This is a genomic window from Skermanella stibiiresistens SB22, assembly GCF_000576635.1.
In the GTDB taxonomy this organism is placed as follows: Bacteria; Pseudomonadota; Alphaproteobacteria; order Azospirillales; family Azospirillaceae; genus Skermanella; species Skermanella stibiiresistens.
In genome coordinates this window covers 74,653-90,077 of record NZ_AVFL01000005.1, presented here as the reverse complement: position 1 = coordinate 90,077, position 15,425 = coordinate 74,653, and the positions used below count along the sequence as shown (strand labels likewise).

General features: G+C 66.2%; 13 protein-coding genes. 8 read left to right on the top strand and 5 right to left on the bottom strand.

Annotated elements, in window-relative coordinates; translation table 11 throughout:
• Positions 1–5 precede the first annotated feature (5 nt).
• The 4 genes from N825_RS08555 to N825_RS08540 are packed head-to-tail and all read left to right on the top strand — an operon-like array spanning position 6 to position 4,314.
• Positions 6–500, top strand: coding sequence for a (2Fe-2S)-binding protein (locus tag N825_RS08555; RefSeq protein ID WP_037449774.1), 495 nt, complete (start codon positions 6–8; stop codon positions 498–500).
• Positions 497–1,513: an FAD binding domain-containing protein gene (locus N825_RS08550; protein WP_037449771.1), complete on the top strand. Its 1,017-nt coding sequence runs from the start codon at positions 497–499 to the stop codon at positions 1,511–1,513. The genes N825_RS08555 and N825_RS08550 overlap by 4 nt, the downstream gene beginning before the upstream one ends.
• A gap of 11 nt (positions 1,514–1,524) precedes the next feature.
• On the top strand, positions 1,525–3,801 hold the full coding sequence (locus N825_RS08545; RefSeq protein WP_051511737.1) for a xanthine dehydrogenase family protein molybdopterin-binding subunit: 2,277 nt from the start codon (positions 1,525–1,527) through the stop codon (positions 3,799–3,801).
• 54 nt (positions 3,802–3,855) lie between these two features.
• A complete protein-coding gene (locus tag N825_RS08540; protein ID WP_037449767.1) occupies positions 3,856–4,314 on the top strand; it encodes a GNAT family N-acetyltransferase in 459 nt (152 codons plus the stop codon).
• A 13-nt stretch (positions 4,315–4,327) separates the two neighbouring features.
• Here the strand turns inward: N825_RS08540 and N825_RS36305 are convergent, their stop codons facing one another.
• On the bottom strand, positions 4,328–5,392 hold the full coding sequence (locus N825_RS36305) for a calcium-binding protein (protein ID WP_051511736.1): 1,065 nt from the start codon (positions 5,390–5,392) through the stop codon (positions 4,328–4,330).
• Positions 5,393–5,559: 167 nt separating this feature from the next.
• On the opposite strand from N825_RS36305, the gene N825_RS08530 reads away from it, so the two are divergent.
• Complete coding sequence (locus N825_RS08530) at positions 5,560–6,222, top strand: DUF1003 domain-containing protein (RefSeq protein ID WP_198038235.1); 663 nt, start codon at positions 5,560–5,562, stop codon at positions 6,220–6,222.
• A gap of 42 nt (positions 6,223–6,264) precedes the next feature.
• Here N825_RS08530 and N825_RS08525 read toward each other — a convergent pair whose 3' ends face one another.
• Complete coding sequence (locus tag N825_RS08525) at positions 6,265–7,413, bottom strand: TIGR03364 family FAD-dependent oxidoreductase (RefSeq protein WP_037450197.1); 1,149 nt, start codon at positions 7,411–7,413, stop codon at positions 6,265–6,267.
• 224 nt (positions 7,414–7,637) lie between these two features.
• On the opposite strand from N825_RS08525, the gene N825_RS08520 reads away from it, so the two are divergent.
• The 3 genes from N825_RS08520 (at position 7,638) to N825_RS08510 (ending at position 11,155) form a co-directional block, all read left to right on the top strand.
• Positions 7,638–8,258: an acyltransferase gene (locus N825_RS08520; protein ID WP_051511735.1), complete on the top strand. Its 621-nt coding sequence runs from the start codon at positions 7,638–7,640 to the stop codon at positions 8,256–8,258.
• Between the two features lie 153 nt (positions 8,259–8,411).
• Positions 8,412–9,497: a glycosyltransferase family 2 protein gene (locus N825_RS08515; RefSeq protein ID WP_063833699.1), complete on the top strand. Its 1,086-nt coding sequence runs from the start codon at positions 8,412–8,414 to the stop codon at positions 9,495–9,497.
• 14 nt (positions 9,498–9,511) lie between these two features.
• Positions 9,512–11,155, top strand: a complete 1,644-nt coding sequence (locus N825_RS08510) for a glycosyltransferase family 39 protein (RefSeq protein WP_051511734.1) — start codon at positions 9,512–9,514, stop codon at positions 11,153–11,155.
• A 9-nt stretch (positions 11,156–11,164) separates the two neighbouring features.
• On the opposite strand, the gene N825_RS08505 is transcribed toward N825_RS08510, so the two are convergent.
• The 3 genes from N825_RS08505 to N825_RS08495 are packed head-to-tail and all read right to left on the bottom strand — an operon-like array spanning position 11,165 to position 15,423.
• Positions 11,165–12,121 carry a glucokinase gene (locus tag N825_RS08505; protein ID WP_037449764.1) on the bottom strand — a complete coding sequence of 319 codons (957 nt, stop codon included), beginning with the start codon at positions 12,119–12,121 and terminating at the stop codon, positions 11,165–11,167.
• A 57-nt stretch (positions 12,122–12,178) separates the two neighbouring features.
• Entirely contained in the window at positions 12,179–13,576 is a 1,398-nt protein-coding gene (otsA, locus tag N825_RS08500) for an alpha,alpha-trehalose-phosphate synthase (UDP-forming) (protein WP_037449761.1), read from the bottom strand.
• Positions 13,573–15,423: a glycoside hydrolase family 15 protein gene (locus N825_RS08495; protein WP_037449758.1), complete on the bottom strand. Its 1,851-nt coding sequence runs from the start codon at positions 15,421–15,423 to the stop codon at positions 13,573–13,575. Before N825_RS08495 ends, otsA begins: the two co-directional genes overlap by 4 nt.
• Positions 15,424–15,425 lie beyond the last annotated feature (2 nt).

Genomic DNA, 15,425 nt, shown 5'->3' with positions numbered 1-15,425 from the left:
TCGCCTTGAACTCCATTCCAATCACCTTGACGATCAACGGCGAGGTCCGGCGTTTGACCGTCGAGCCCTGGACCAGCCTCCTGGATCTATTGCGCGACACGCTGGACCTGACCGGCACCAAGAAGGGCTGCGATCATGGCCAGTGCGGCGCCTGCACCGTGTTGGTCGACGACCGCCGCGTCAATTCCTGCCTGACCCTGGCGGTCATGAAGGACGGCGCCAGCGTCACCACGATCGAGGGCCTGTCCAAGGGCGGCGAGCTGCACCCGATGCAGGACGCCTTCATCGAGCACGACGCCTTCCAATGCGGCTACTGTACGCCCGGGCAGATCTGTTCCGCCGTCGGCCTGATGAAGGAGGGTAGGGCGCATTCGGCCGACGAGATCCGGGAACTGATGAGCGGCAATCTCTGTCGCTGCGGCTGCTACGTCAACATCGTCACCGCCGTCGAGCAAGTCGTCAACCAGGGTGACACCCGTTTGAAGGAGGCTGCGGAATGAATCGGTTCTCCTACGCCCGCCCCTCCGATATCGCCGAGGCCGTCCGCGAGGTCGGGGCCGATCCCTCCGCGCGCTTCATCGCAGGCGGCACCAACCTTGTCGACCTGATGAAGTACAATGTCGAGCGGCCGACCCGGCTGATCGACATCACCCGCCTGCCGCTCGACCGGATCGAGAAGGCGGACGGCGGCGGGCTGCGCGTCGGCGCGCTCGTCCCGAACGCCGATCTGGCCTATGACGCCCAGGTCTCCAAGCGCTATCCGCTGCTGGCCGACGCGCTCCTGGCCGGCGCCTCGCCGCAGCTGCGCAACATGGCGTCGACCGGCGGCAACCTGCTCCAGCGCACGCGCTGCCTGTACTTCTACGACACTGCGACGCCGTGCAACAAGCGCGAGCCGGGCAGCGGCTGTTCCGCGATCAAGGGTGTCAACCGGATCAACGCGATCCTGGGCACCAGCGATAAGTGCATCGCGACCCATCCGTCCGACATGTGCGTCGGGCTGGCGGCGCTGGGCGCCAAGGTCCACGTGGCTGGTCCCGACGGCGAGCGCGTCATCCCCTTCGCCGATTTCCACCGCCTGCCGGGCGACCAGCCGGAGCGCGACACCAATTTGGGCGAGCGTGAGCTGATCGTCGCGGTCGAGCTGCCGAACGAGGATTTCTCGACCAACTACAGCTATCTGAAGCTGCGTGACCGGCTGTCCTACGCCTTCGCGCTGGTTTCGGTCGCGGCGGCGCTGCGGCTCGAGGGCGGCACCATCAAGGAAGCCCGGATCGCGCTGGGCGGCGTCGCCCACAAGCCGTGGCGCGACACCTCGGCGGAGGACGCGCTGCGCGGCCAGCGGCCGGAGGAGGCCGTCTTCAAGAAGGCCGCCGACCACATCCTGCGCGACGCCAAGGGCTTCGGCCACAACGACTTCAAGATCGATCTGGCGCGGCGCGCCATCGTCCGGGCGCTGTCCCAGGCGGCGGCCGGAACTCCGCAGACCCAGACCGACAAGCGAATCCAGTGAGGCGAGACGCCATGACCAGCAATATCCAAGACTTCAGCCGCCCCAAGGGTGGCCGCTATGTCGGCACCGCGCAGCGCCGGATCGACGGCCGTCTCAAGGTGACCGGCGGAGCCAAATACGCGGGCGAGTTTCCGGCGCCGGGCCTGACCTATGGGTATGTGATCTCGGCGGCGATCACCCATGGGCGGATCATCCGGATCGACTCGTCGGCCGCGGAAGCCATTCCCGGCGTGATCAAGGTCTTCACCTACCAGAACCGGCCCAAGATCGCGTCGGACGACAAGAAGTACCAGGACCAGACCGCTCCTCCGGGCTCGCCGATGCGTCCGCTGGGCGACGACCAGATCGCCTATAGCGGCCAGCCGATCGGCTTGGTGGTGGCCGAGACCTTCGAATTGGCGCGTCACGCCGCGACGCTGGTCGAGATCGACTACGAGCGTCGGCCGCACAAGACCGATCTGGAGGCCGAGCGCGGTTCCTCCTACGAGCCCAAGGAGAAGCGCAGCGGCATTTCCCCGCCGCCGCCGCCGCGCGGCGACGCCGAGGGCGCCTACGACAAGGCGCCGGTTCGGTTCGAGAACGAGTACCGGGTCGCGGTCGAGCACCACAACCCGATGGAGCCGCACGCCACCACCGTGGTCTGGGGCGAGGACGGCAAGCTGACGGTCTACGACAAGACCCAGGGCGTCCAGAACTCCCAGAACTACGTGACCGGCATCTTCGGGCTGAAGAAGGACGACGTCCGGGTGATCTCGCCCTTCGTCGGCGGCGCGTTCGGATCGGGGCTGCGGCCGCAGTACCAGCTGTTCCTGGCCGTGATGGCGGCGATGGAGCTGAAGCGGTCGGTCCGCGTGGTGCTGACGCGCGACCAGATGTTCACCTTCACCCACCGCCCCGATACCATCCAGACACTGGCTCTCGGCGCCTCCAAAGACGGCAAGCTCCAGGCGATCAAGCACGACGCCGTGGCCGGCACCTCGACCTTCGAGGATTATCAGGAGGTCGTGGTCAACTGGTCGGGCCTGATCTACGACTGCCCGAACGCCAAGCTGACCTATGAACTAGCCAAGCTGAACACCTACACTCCCGGCGACATGCGGGCTCCTGGCGCCACGCTGGGCGTCTACGCGCTGGAAGCCGCGATGGACGAGCTGGCCTACGCGACCGGCGTCGACCCGCTCGAACTCCGGCTCAAGAATTACGCCGAGAAGGACGAGAACGAAGGCAAGCCGTTCAGCAGCAAGGAGTTGCGCGCCTGCTACGCCCAGGGTGCCGAGCGGTTCGGCTGGTCGAAGCGCAACCCGGAGCCCCGCTCCATGCGCGAGGGCCGCGAGCTGATCGGTTGGGGCATGGCGACCGGCGCCTGGGAAGCGCAGATGATGGAGACCAGCGCGCGGGCGGTCCTCAAGACCGACGGCACGCTGGAGGTGGCGACCGCGACCGCCGACATCGGCACCGGCACCTACACCATCATGGCTCAGCTGGCGGCCGACGCGCTGGGCGTTCCGATCGAGTCCGTGACGGTCAAGATCGGCGACTCGACGCTGCCCAAGTCCCCGGTCGAAGGGGGATCCTGGGCCGCGGCGTCGGCCGGCACCGCCGTCCAGGCGGCGTGCCACACCGTCCGCGAGACGCTGTTCAACCACGCCCGCAAGATGGAAGGCTCGCCGCTCGCCAACTTCGGCATCGACCGCGTCGTGTTCGAGAATGGCCGGATCGCGGTGGAAGGCGACCCCTCCCGCTTCGTGACGCTGACCGACGCGCTGGCGGCCAGCGGGGAGGCGGAGATCTCGGCCGAGGAGACCACGGCGCCCGATCCGAAGACCAAGGAGAAGTATTCCGGCTACACCCATTCGGCGGTCTTCGCCGAGGTCCGGATCGATGAGGATCTGGGCGTGATCCGCGTCACCCGGATCGTCGACGCGGTGGCCGCCGGCAGGATCCTGAACCCGAAGACGGCGCGCAGCCAGATCCTGGGCGGCGTCGTGTTCGGCGTCGGCATGGCGCTCCATGAGGAGAGCCTGATGGACAAGGAGATCGGCCGCTTCATGAACCACAACATCGCCGAGTATCACATCCCGGCGAATGCCGACATCCGCGAGATCGACGTGATCTTCGTGGACGAGCACGACGACAAGGCGAGCCCGATTGGCGTCAAGGGATTGGGTGAGATCGGCATCGTCGGTACGGCGGCGGCCATCGCCAACGCGGTGTTCCACGCGACCGGCCGCCGCATCCGCCACCTGCCGATCACGATCGACAAGGTGATGGGCGCTGGCGAGGCGTAAACCGGTCGGGGGTTGGGTGGTGCGTCGTATGTCCGGTTGTGGTATGGCTCGGGAATGAGCGATATCCAGTTCCGACGCGCCACCCTGGCCGACGTGCCGGTGATCGTGGCTCTTCTCGCCGACGACCATCTTGGCAAGTCGCGGGAAGACACCGGCAGCCCTTTGAACCCCGGCTACGCTGCGGCGTTCGAAGCGATCGACCGCGATCCCAACCAGATGCTGACGGTGGTGGAGCGCGGGGGACAGGTGATCGGATGTCTTCAGATCACCTTCATCCCCGGTCTCTCGCGCCTGGGAATGCTGCGCGGGCAGGTTGAAAGCGTGCGGATCGCCGCCGGGTATTGCGGTGGCGGCATGGGCCGGACGATGTTGGAGTGGGCCATCGCCGAGTGCCGGAGTCGCGGCTGCGGAGTGGTTCAATTGACGACGGACAAGAGCCGGTCCGACGCCAAGCGGTTCTATGAGCAGCTTGGCTTCGTCGCCAGCCACGAGGGAATGAAGCTGGCGCTGTGACCGGCGTCTGGACCTATAGGACGAAGAAGTAGTCGACGTTTTCGACCAGACCGACCTTGTCGACCCTGACCTCCACCCTGTCGTCGAAGTGGAGCGTCGAGGTCCCGCCGGAGGTGGTGATCGTCAGATGCTGCCGTGGATTGTCGATGCCCAGCCCATCGATGTTGTCGATGTAGATCCTGTCGCCGCCCGGGGCGCCAGCGCCATTGAAGCCGGTGATGTTGGCCGCCGAGCCGTCGAGGACATCGAAATGGAACGAGTCCGCGTCGTTGGTCTCGCTGATGATCCTATCCATCCCGGCGCCTTCCTCGAGATAGAAGACATCATTGCCAGCGCCGCCGGTCATCGTATCGATGGCGTATGAGCTGGAGAAATAGTCCAGGGTGCTGGTCCCCGTGATGTTGACGCCATCTCCGCCGCCAGTCGAGCCGAAGAAGTCCAATCCGCCGGCACCGGAGACGGTGATCTTCTCGATGTTCTTGAAGCTGCCGACGTTGATGAAGGGATCGGACCAATTCGGCCCCTCGAAGTAGAGGTGATCGTCGCCGTATTCATCGATGATGACTTCGGTCATCGCCGGCCTCGTCACTCCGCCTACGGTATATTTGGCGTTGTTGACGATGTTGAGCGTGTCGTAGTTCGAGCCACCGTTCAATGCGGTGCTCGAGAGATAATTGCCGACATTGGAGATGTTGTCGCTGGTCGGGTCATAGTAGAGGCTATCGTTTCCCGTTCCGCCATCGAGACGCGAGATCCCGGTGCCGCCCTTGAGGATGTCGTTTCCGGCGTCGCCCCAGATCGTGTCGGTTCCGGCGTCACCGTAAAGCGTGTCGTTCCCGTTCCCGCCGTGGATCAGGTCGTTGCCGTCGCCGCCATAGGCGAAGTCGTCGCCATCGTCGCCCCACAGGGTGTCGTTGCCGGCCTCGCCCCACAGCTTGTCGAGTCCGGTGCCGCCCCAGACCTGATCGTTGCCGGCCTTGCCGTTGAGCGTGTCGTTGCCCGCCAGACCGCGGATGGCATCCGCTCCGGCGGTGCCGTTCCTGGTGTCGTTTCCACTCGTTCCGTTGATCGTCGCCATTCCAGCCTCCGGATTAGCCGCGCGGCGGATGCTGGCACAGGGAATCACCGATTGCTTGGGAGCGTTGGATCAGGGTGGCGACCTTGAAGACATAGAACTTCGCCGGAGAGGCTTTGGATCACCGCATTCGCGTCCATGCCATAGTTCGCGCATGACGAGGATGACGCATGGTGGATGGCTGTGTCACGACGACGGGCGATTGCGCGGAGGCGGCGGGAGGACCCATGATCCGCCGCCCGCGTCAGGCGGGCGGATCGCTGGAGGAAAACATGTCGGAAGATGCCATTCCGGGGGCCACATCCGGAGCCAATGGCAAGGCGGCGAGCCTACGGGCTCACTTGACCGAGGAGGAGCACAAGCTCCTGTCGCGTCTGCGCCATCGCAAGCCGGCGCGCATCCCCCCCTCCGATCTGGCCAAGCCGGCGCTGGGTGACAGGTTGGCCGACGCGGTCGCAAGCGTGGTCGGTTCCTGGCGATTCATCATCGTCCAGTCCGTCCTGCTGACGATCTGGATACTCGCCAACCTATTCGCTTGGTGGAGCGCATGGGATCCTTATCCCTTCATCCTGCTCAACCTCGTCCTGTCCTTCCAGGCGGCCTTCACCGCCCCGGTGCTGATGATGAGCCAGAACCGGCAGAGCGATATCGACCGGATGAACGCCCAGCACGACTACGAGGTCAACACCAAGGCCGAGTTGGAGATCGAACTGCTGCACCAGAAGATCGACCTCCTGAGGGAGCAGGAGATCGCCATGCTCCTGAAGATGCTGACCCGGTTCGAACGGCGGATGGAGGAGCGGATGGACCAGCCGGAGCGGGAGCCTGGATGATCCTGCCGGGATGACGGGTGGATCATCGCCCCCAAGCAACCGTCAAGCGGCGGATTGGTCGCCGAACAGATCGGCCACTACCTCTTCGCCGATCGCGAAGGCGGTGCTCATGCCGGTGCCGCTGGAGACGACCGCGATCCGCACGGCGGGGTCCGGGTTGTCGACGAAGGCGGTTTCCGACGCGGACGACGGATAGGTCCCAAGCCACCGCTCGGTCACGGTCATGTTGGGTATGTCGAGCGTCTCTGCCGCGTGGCGTAGGATGATGTCGTCCACCTCGGCGGGAGCGAAGGGGTCGGGCGTCTGGTCATAGTGGTGGCTGTCGCCCACCACCAGCGAGCCGTCGGCGCTCCGCACGACGATCAGGTGGATGCCATTGTCCAGCGCGTCCCCGGCTTCCGCCCGCAGTCGCGCCGCCAGGGCCGGCACGCCGGGCAGATCGGTGTAGCCCTCGTACCGCACGAGGCTGAGATCCTGCATGATCGAGCCCGGAAGCGTCCAGCCGGATGGCTGGGGTGCCAACCTCAGCATGTGGAGCTTGCTCAGGGTAAGCTGGCGCTTCGCCAGCGTCTCGGGAAACAAGGTCAGCAGGTCGCCGCCGGGACAGACGACGACGCGGGAGGCGTCGACACGGCCGGTGGTGGTGTCGACTCCGGCCGCCCGCCCCGAGGGCTCGATCCCGCGCGCCTGGACGCCCCACATGAAATCGACGCCATGCGCCGCCGCCAGGAAAGTCGCCAGCTTCGGCAAGGCCTCGCGCGGTTCGACCCGCAGCTCATGCGGGCTCCACAGCGCGCCCTGGATGCCCGGCCTGACCACCGGCATCGCGCGCGCCACCTCGGCGGGGTCGAGTAGGCGGCAATCCGCGCCCATCGTTCCGGCGGCGAATTGTTCCAGGACCGACATGGCCTCGGGCCGGTGGGCGATGACGGCGGTTCCGCGGTGCAGGACGGGAATGCCGGCCTGGGGCGCCACCTCCGCCCAGATGTCGCGGCTGCGCATCGCCCGGCGCCACGTCACGCCGGCGCGCTGGCCGGTGACGGTGACGAAGCCGAAGTTTCGAATGGACGCTCCGTTGGAGCGCCGCTCGCGGTCTATGACGCAGACCCGGAGCCCCCGCCGCGCGGCGGCCAGCGCGTGGGACAGGCCGACGATGCCGCCGCCGATGACCGCCAGATCGTAATGCGCCAAGTTCCCATTCCTTCCATCAACGCCGAACCCGGTGACACCGTCCCCACTTCGGATCATCCGGCACATTCCGACAGCCGGGTGGGTTCGGCCAAGACCTTTTTTCAGGCGGGAAGGCCAAGACGGTCCCCGTTTTCGCGCTCCAGGCTTACCCGTTATGGCCAATTGCCGCCCGCCCGGCGCCGTGCTCCAACAGCGCCATGATGGGTGGGTCCGGTCCGAGAACCTTGGTCAAGTCGCTGATCGACGGCGCGTGCTTCCTGATGGCGGCGCCGGCGGCAGGCTTGTGCCTGATCGAGGCGCGGTTCAGCCAGCGCGGCGACGTGTTCACGCTGGCTGGGCAGGCGTTCTCGCTGGTGCCGGGACTACCGGGAAATTTCCTGCGGCGGGCCTTCGCGAGGCTCACCCTGGATCAATGCCCGCCGGACTGCGAGATCGGCTTTCTGACGTGGTTCTCCAGCCGCCACGCGCGGATCGGGAGAGGGGTCTATATCGGTCCGATGTCGGTGATCGGCGACGCCGAAATAGGTGACGGTTCACTGATCGCGACGCGTGTCAGCATCCTTAGCGGCAAAAGGCAGCATGGCTTCGACGCCGAAGGGCGGCTTGTTCCGTTCACCCGGGATCGGGCGCGCTTCGTGACGATCGGGCGGAACACCTGGATCGGCGAGGGGGCCATCGTCATGGCCAATGTTGGCGAGGGCTGCGTGGTCGCCGCCGGCGCGGTCGTTTCGCGTCCGGTGGAAAATGGAGAGGTGGTCGGAGGTAATCCCGCCCGAGTCATCAGCGTCGCGGACTCTTCCTCCCAGGTCGAGGAAAAAGGCAGAATCATGGCGAAATCGAGGTAGGTAAGTGGTCACATTCCTTAACAAATAGTAATAATTGAGTGTTTGGTATACGGCGTTTGGCCGTGATATAGAACGCATCGGTATTACTGTGACAACCTTGACGGCGGGCGGCCAAACTTGAACGGCGCTCCGCCATGGCGGGCATTCGAGATCATGTCTTCCCTGGATGCGGTATCGTCGGTCGTGAAGCAATTCGAAGCCCGTCCGCCCGCGCCCGAGCGCGACCGGGCGGGACGCCGGCTGCTGTCGCTGGTCATCCCCTGCTACAACGAGTCCGCCAACATCGAGCCGCTGTTCGCCCGCCTTTTCGCGGTGCTGGACACCTTGCCGATGGATTGGGAGGTCGTCTGCGTCAACGACGGCAGCAAGGACGACACGCTGGAGCGGTTGACCGCCGTCCACGCGCGGGAACCGCGGGTGCGCGTGGTCGACCTGTCGCGCAACTTCGGCAAGGAGGCGGCGCTGTCCGCCGGGTTGTCGATCGCCGACGGTGACGCGGTGATCCCGATGGACGCCGATCTCCAGCATCCGCCGGAACTGCTGCCGGACTTGGTCGCCAAGTGGCGCGAGGGCTTCGACGTCGTGATCGCGATCCGCGAGGCGCGGACGGGTCAGTCCACCGGTAACCGGCTGGGCGCCCGCATGTTCTATTGGCTGTTCGACCGCATGTCGGAAGTGCCGCTGCCGCGCGAGGCTGGCGATTTCCGCCTGCTCGACAGGGTCGTGGTCGACGTCATCAACCGCATGCCGGAGCGCACCCGTTTCATGAAGGGCATCTTCGCGTGGGTCGGGTTCAGCCAGACGACGGTGCCGTTCTTCCAGGGTGAACGGGCCAGCGGCGAGACCAAGTGGGGCTTCCTCAAACTGCTCCGCTTCTCCATGGTCGGCCTGACCGCGTTCTCAACCTTCCCGCTCCGTGTCTGGGGCCTGATCGGCGGTGCGATCTCGGCCCTGGCGTTCTGCTATATCGTGCTGCGCCTGCTGCGTACCGCGTTCTACGGCATCGACGTTCCCGGATATGAGTCGATCATCGTCACCGTCCTGTTCCTGGGCGGCGTCCAGTTGCTGACCCTGGGCATCATCGGCGACTACTTGGGCCGGGTGTTCGACGAGGTGAAGGGTCGGCCGCTCTATATCGTGCGCTCGATCCACGGCCGCGCGGCGCCGGCCCCACTGGCGCACGAGGCTGAAACCAGACGCGGCGCGGACCTGTCCGCGGCGCGACGCGGCGAAGCCTGACCGGTTCCGCGCCGATGACCGCGATCGATCCACGGCTTCCGCAATCCACCTTCGATCGGGTGGTTGCGGGAGTGCTCCCCCGCAGCCTGTTCGACGACTTGGCGCTGGGGTTGCTGCTCTCCATCGGCATCCTGATCTTCCTGACTTTCCCCAATTACGGCATCATTTGGGATGAGGAGGTCCAGCGGGAATATGGCCTGCTGCTGATCAAGTACTACACGTCGGGCCTCCAAGACCTTTCCGCCTTCAACTTCGACAATCTCTACCTTTATGGTGGTGGTTTCGACATGGCGGCGGGCCTGCTGGAACGGGTTTCGCCGTTCGGCGCCTATGAAACCAGGCATCTGCTGGGCGGCGCCATCGGATTGCTCGGCATGGCGGGGGTCTGGAGGCTGGCGCGCCTGATCGGCGGCGAGAGGACGGGCTTCTTCGCGCTGCTGCTGCTGGCGCTGCTGCCGGCCTATTACGGCCATATGTTCTCCAATCCCAAGGACATCCCGTTCGCCTGCGGAATGATCTGGTGCCTCCATCTCTCGGCGCTGATCCTCGGTGAGTTGCCCCGTCCACGCTGGAGCTTGATCGTGGGGTTCGGAGTGGTGCTGGGACTGACGCTGGGGACGCGGATCGGCGGCGTGCTGGCGGTCTTCTTCCTGGCGGCCGCGATTGGCGGCCATCTCTGGCAGGTCGCGCGGGCGCGCCGCGACGTCTCATCGGCGGCATGGCAAGCTCTCGTCATCCTGGGGCGATTGGCTCCCGCCTTGCCGGTGGCGTGGCTGGTGATGGTCGTGATCTGGCCCTGGGCCCATCTGGAGCCCTTGAACCCGCTGCGCGCCTTCCTGAAGTTCTCCGCGTTTCCCTGGCCCAACGAGGTGCTGTTCGGCGGAAGGTGGATCTCGGCCGACGATCTGCCGGTGACATACCTGACGACCATGCTGGGTCTTCAACTGCCGGAACTGGTGCTGGTGGGCTTGGGACTGGCGGCTTGGTTCGGTGGGCGGGCGCTGGTGAGGCCGCCGTTCCTGGTGGATGGCACCAACCGGCTGCAGGTGGCGCTGGTGGCCTTGGCCGCGGTCTTCCCGATCGTCTACGTGCTGATCAGCCACCCGGTGCTGTACAACGGCTTCCGCCACTTCCTGTTCGTGCTGCCTCCCATGGCGATCCTGGCCGGTCTGGGGTTCGACCGGTTATGGGCGGCGGTCGCCGACCACCGCTCCCGCCTCCGCGCCCGCATGCTGGCGCTGCCCTTCACGGCGGCGGTGGTGGCGCAGTTCTGGACCATGGCGGCGCTGCACCCGTACGAGTACATTTATTACAACCGGATCGCCGGTGGCATCGCCGGGGCCGAGTGGCGGTACGAGCTGGACTATTGGGGGGCGGCGCTGCGCGAGGCGGCCTACGACCTCGATGAGTACGTCGCCAACGAAAGCGGCGGCCGGCTGGAGAGCACGGAGAAGATCTCCGTCTTCGTCTGCGGCCATCCAACCTCGGTGATGTACTTCCTGCCGCGCCAGTTCCATCTGGTCAGCGAACCGGAGCAGGCCGACTTCCTGGTCTCATGGACCCAAGCCGGCTGCAACTTCACCATGTTCGGCCAAGTGGTGTCCGAGGTCCAGCGCTTCGGCGTGACCTTGGCGGTGGTCAAGGACCTGCGGCGCTAGGGTCGCGGATCACCCCTTCGCCAGCACCGCCATCAGTCCCAGGAACGCCGGCAGCTCGTGGGTCACCACATAGGTCGGGATTGGGCCTAGGTAGTCGCGGAGGCGGCCCTTTTCCACGAAACGCTTGCGGAAGCGGCTGTGGGTGAAGAACGAGCCCAGGCGGGGAACGATGCCGCCCGCGATGTAGACGCCGCCGCGCGAGCCCAGGGTCAGCGCCAGATTGCCAGCCACCGTGCCGAGCATGGCGCAGAACATCTCCAACGCGTCGACACAGATCTTGTCGGTGCCGTCCAAGCCCCGGCCCGCGATGTCCGCCGGCTCCAGCGCCTCGGGTTCCCGGTTGTCGAGCAGGGACAGCGCCTCGTACAGGTTGACCAGCCCCTGGCCCGAGATCACCCGTTCCGCCGACACATGGTTGAACTTCTTGCGCAGAAGGTCGAGCACGGCGCCCTCGCGGTCGGACACCGGCGCCATGGTGACGTGGCCGCCCTCCCCGGCGAGGGGAGTCCAGCCGCCGGGACCGTGGATCAGGCCGGAGACGCCGAGGCCGGTGCCGGGGCCGATCACGCCGATGACCTCGCCCGCGACCGGGGAGCCGTCGCCGATCTGAAGGCGGTCGGCCTCGGTCAGCAGCGGAATCGACATGGCGACCGCCGTGAAGTCGTTGACCACCTCCAGCCGGCGCAGCCCCAGCGCGTCGCGGGTGCCCTTGACCGAGAAGGTCCAGGGATGGTTGGTCATCGTCAGCACGTCGCCGGTGACGGGGCCGGCGATGTCGATGGCGCCCTCCACCGGATGCGTGTCCGGCTGGGCCGCCGCCAGATAGGCCAGCCCGGCGGCCTGCAGGGTTGGATAGCCCGCGCAAGGCAGGGTGCGGGTGTGGAGCAGGCGGCCGGTCGCGTCCAGCAAGCCGAACCGGGCGTTGGTCGCGCCGATATCGGCGACGAGATAGCGTGTTCCTGTCATCCATTCCCCTCCGTCTGCCGCCAAGCCTGGTATTCGGCGCGTCTCGGCCGTCGTCACTCAGCTATCGTAAGGCGCCTTGCTCAGCGCGTTGACGAAATTCTCGCGCCAATGCGAGATATCGTTCCGGCGCAGCACCGCCATCAGATCTTGATGACGCTGCTGGCGCTCCGCCAAGGGCATGCTGAGCGCCCGCTGCAGCGCGTCGGCGACCGATTCGATGTCATAGGGGTTGACGATCAGCGCGGAGCCGAGTTCCTCCGCCGCCCCCGCGAAGCGGGATAGCACCAGAACGCCGGGGTCCTCGGGATCCTGGCAGGCGACGTATTCCTTGGCGACCAGGTTCATGCCGTCGCGGAGCGGCGTCACCAGTCCGACCTTGCTGACGCGGAAGAACCCGGCCAGCGACCTGCGGGTGAAGCTCTTGTTCAGGTAACGGATCGGGACCCAGTCGAATTCGGCGAAGCGGCCGTTGATGTGGCCGCTCAGGGTTTCCAGCTCCTTGCGGATCGCGATGTATTCCGGCACGTCGGCGCGTGACGGTGGGGCGATCTGGAGGAACGAGACATGGCCCCGGTTGGCCGGATAGTTCTCCAGCAGCTGGTGGAACGACTCGAACCGCTGCGGCAGGCCCTTGGAATAATCCAGCCGGTCGACGCCGATGATCAGGTCGCGCCCGACCAGACTGTCACGCAGCCGCTGGGTCTGGCGGGTGTGGGCGGCCTGCGCCGCCAGCGCCACCAGCGGTTCCGTGTCGATGCTGATCGGAAACGATCGGGCGACCAGGGTGCGGCCGAACGCGTGGATGTAATAGCCTTCGCCTGGACCCCGGTCGGTCACGGTGCCCCGCGCCTCGAACCGGATGTAGTTGATGAAGCAGCGCAGATCACACAGCGTGTGGAACCCGACCACGTCATAGGCGCACAGCGCGCGGACGATATCCTCGTGATTGGGCAACGCCACCAGGATCTCGGGTGCTGGGAACGGCGTGTGCAGGAAGAAGCCCATCCGGTGCTTCAAGCCGATCAGCCGAAGCTGCTCGGCGAAGGGGATCAGGTGGTAGTCGTGGACCCAGACCATGTCGTCCGGTTCCAGCAACGGCGCCAACTTGGAGGCGAACAGGGCGTTGACGCGCTGGTATCCAGCGTAGTTGCGCCGGCTGAAATTGGTCAGTCCGAGCCGGAAATGGAACAACGGCCACAGGGTCGAGTTGGCGTAGCCGTTGTAATATTCCTCGTAGTCCCGTTTCGCCAAGTCTAGCGTCGCGTAGGTCAGGCGTCCCACCGGCGTCAGGCTGGGGGCGGAGGGCGGCGCCGCGACGACGTCGCCGCTCCAGCCGAACCAGATGCCGCCCGTCTTCTTGAGGGCGGCCAGCACGGCGACGGCGAGGCCGCCGGCCGACTGCTTGCCCTCGTCGATCGGAGCGACCCGGTTCGACACCACTACCAGTCTGCTCAAAACGCTTCCTCCCAGGGTTTGCTCAGCCGCATGGCCGAGTTGATCAGGCCGACCATCGAGTAGGTCTGGGGATAGTTGCCCCAGAGTTCGCCGGTGGCCGGGTCGATATCCTCCGACAGCAGTCCCACGTGGTTGCGGTGGGACAGCATCCGCTCGAAAAGCGTGCGCGCCTCGTCCTTGCGGCCGATCGCGGCGAGGGCGTCGATATACCAGAAGGTACAGATGGTGAAAGCCGTCTCGGGATAACCGAAGTCGTCCTTGGCGACGTAGCGGTACAGCATGGTGCCCCGTTTCAGCGTGCTCTCGATCGCCGCCAGGGTGCCGAGGAACTGGGGGTCCCGCGCCTCGATGAAGCGCAGCTCGTGCATCAGCAGCAGGCTGGCGTCGATCTTGCCGATGCCGACGACATGGGGATCCTCGTCCTCGTCGGCCCCGTCACCGCCGCGATAGGCGTCCACGAAGCTGTTCAGATTGGGGCTCCAGGCCCGCTCCAGCACGGTCTGCCGGATCGTGTCGGCGTGCTCGCGCCAATGGGCGGCCCGCTCGTCCAGCCGAAGCTGCGCCGCGATCCGGGAAAGGCGATCGCAGGCGGCCCAGCACATCACCGACGAGAAGGTGTGGACATGCTCGGTGGTGCGGAGTTCCCACAGCCCGGCGTCGGGCTTGTCGTAGAGCCGCACCGCCTGATCACCCAGCGTCTCCAACCGATGGAACAGGTCCATGCCGCCCGGCCGGGCCAGCCTCTGATCGAAGAAGGCCTGCGCCGAGGCGAGGATCACGGCACCATAGCTGTCGTTCTGAAGCTGCGCGTAGGCGGCGTTGCCGACCCGGACGGGACCCATGCCGCGATAGCCCGCGAGACCGGAGGCCTCGCGCTCGATCAGCCTCATCTCCTGCGCGATGCCGTAGACCGGCTGCAGCGCCCCGTTCGCGGCCCCGGCCACGATGTTGGTGATGTAGTGGAGATAGTTCTCCATCGTGACGGTGGTGCCCAGGCTGTTGAGCGCCTGGATCACGAAATAGGCGTCGCGCACCCAGCAGAACCGGTAATCCCAGTTGCGCGCCGTTCCCGGCGCCTCCGGGATCGAGGTGGTGACCGCCGCGATGACGGCGCCGGTCTCCTCGAAGGTGCACATTTTCAGGGTGATGGCGGCGCGGATCACGGCCTCCTGCCACTCGAAGGGCAGGGCCAGCGAGCGGGCGTATTGCCGCCAGTAGTCGCGCGTCAGGTCGAGCAGCCGGCGGCCGGTCTCGTCGATTGGGGCGCGCAACGGTTCGTCGGGACCGAGGATCAGGGTGATCGGTTCATCCAGGACGAAAGGCGTCTCGTCCAGGACATAGGCGATCGGCGCGTCGGTGCTGAGTCGCAGCACCTTGTCGGCGGAGACGTAGCGGATGTGGTTGCTGCCGCGCGTGATCGCCGGTTCGACCTCGCCATAGTCGAAGCGCGGCCGCAGCCGGACGACGATGCGGGGATTGCCGCGCAGGGCGCGGACCAAGCGGATGATCGTGGTCGGCCGGTAGGACCGGCCATGGTGCTGGTGGCGTGGCGCGAAATCGAGGATCTCCACCGCCGATCCGTTACCGTCGTGCAGGATCGTCTCGACGATGCCGGTATTGGGAAGGTAGCGCTGCTCGGACCCGGCGTGGCCCAGCAGGTCGATCTCATAGTAGCCCCAGTCGGGTGGCGGTCCGTCGCCGGTGGCGCCGCCAGCGCCGTTGAGCAGGCTGCAGAAGACGGGATCGCCATCGGGACGCGGCAGGCAGGACCAGACGATGCGGGCGTTGGTATCGAGTAGGGCGGTGAAGCTGCAATTGCCGATCAGTGCCAGATTGAGATCGCCCATCG

Bases quoted from the DNA above. Each gene is read 5' to 3' on its own strand.
- N825_RS08550 (WP_037449771.1), top strand. From the start codon at position 497: ATGAATCGGTTCTCCTACGCCCGCCCCTCCGATATCGCCGAGGCCGTC.
- N825_RS08545 (WP_051511737.1), top strand. From the start codon at position 1,525: ATGACCAGCAATATCCAAGACTTCAGCCGCCCCAAGGGTGGCCGCTAT.
- N825_RS08540 (WP_037449767.1), top strand. From the start codon at position 3,856: ATGAGCGATATCCAGTTCCGACGCGCCACCCTGGCCGACGTGCCGGTG.
- N825_RS36305 (WP_051511736.1), bottom strand. From the start codon at position 5,392: ATGGCGACGATCAACGGAACGAGTGGAAACGACACCAGGAACGGCACC.
- N825_RS08530 (WP_198038235.1), top strand. From the start codon at position 5,560: ATGGTGGATGGCTGTGTCACGACGACGGGCGATTGCGCGGAGGCGGCG.
- N825_RS08515 (WP_063833699.1), top strand. From the start codon at position 8,412: ATGTCTTCCCTGGATGCGGTATCGTCGGTCGTGAAGCAATTCGAAGCC.
- N825_RS08510 (WP_051511734.1), top strand. From the start codon at position 9,512: ATGACCGCGATCGATCCACGGCTTCCGCAATCCACCTTCGATCGGGTG.
- N825_RS08505 (WP_037449764.1), bottom strand. From the start codon at position 12,121: ATGACAGGAACACGCTATCTCGTCGCCGATATCGGCGCGACCAACGCC.
- N825_RS08495 (WP_037449758.1), bottom strand. From the start codon at position 15,423: ATGGGCGATCTCAATCTGGCACTGATCGGCAATTGCAGCTTCACCGCC.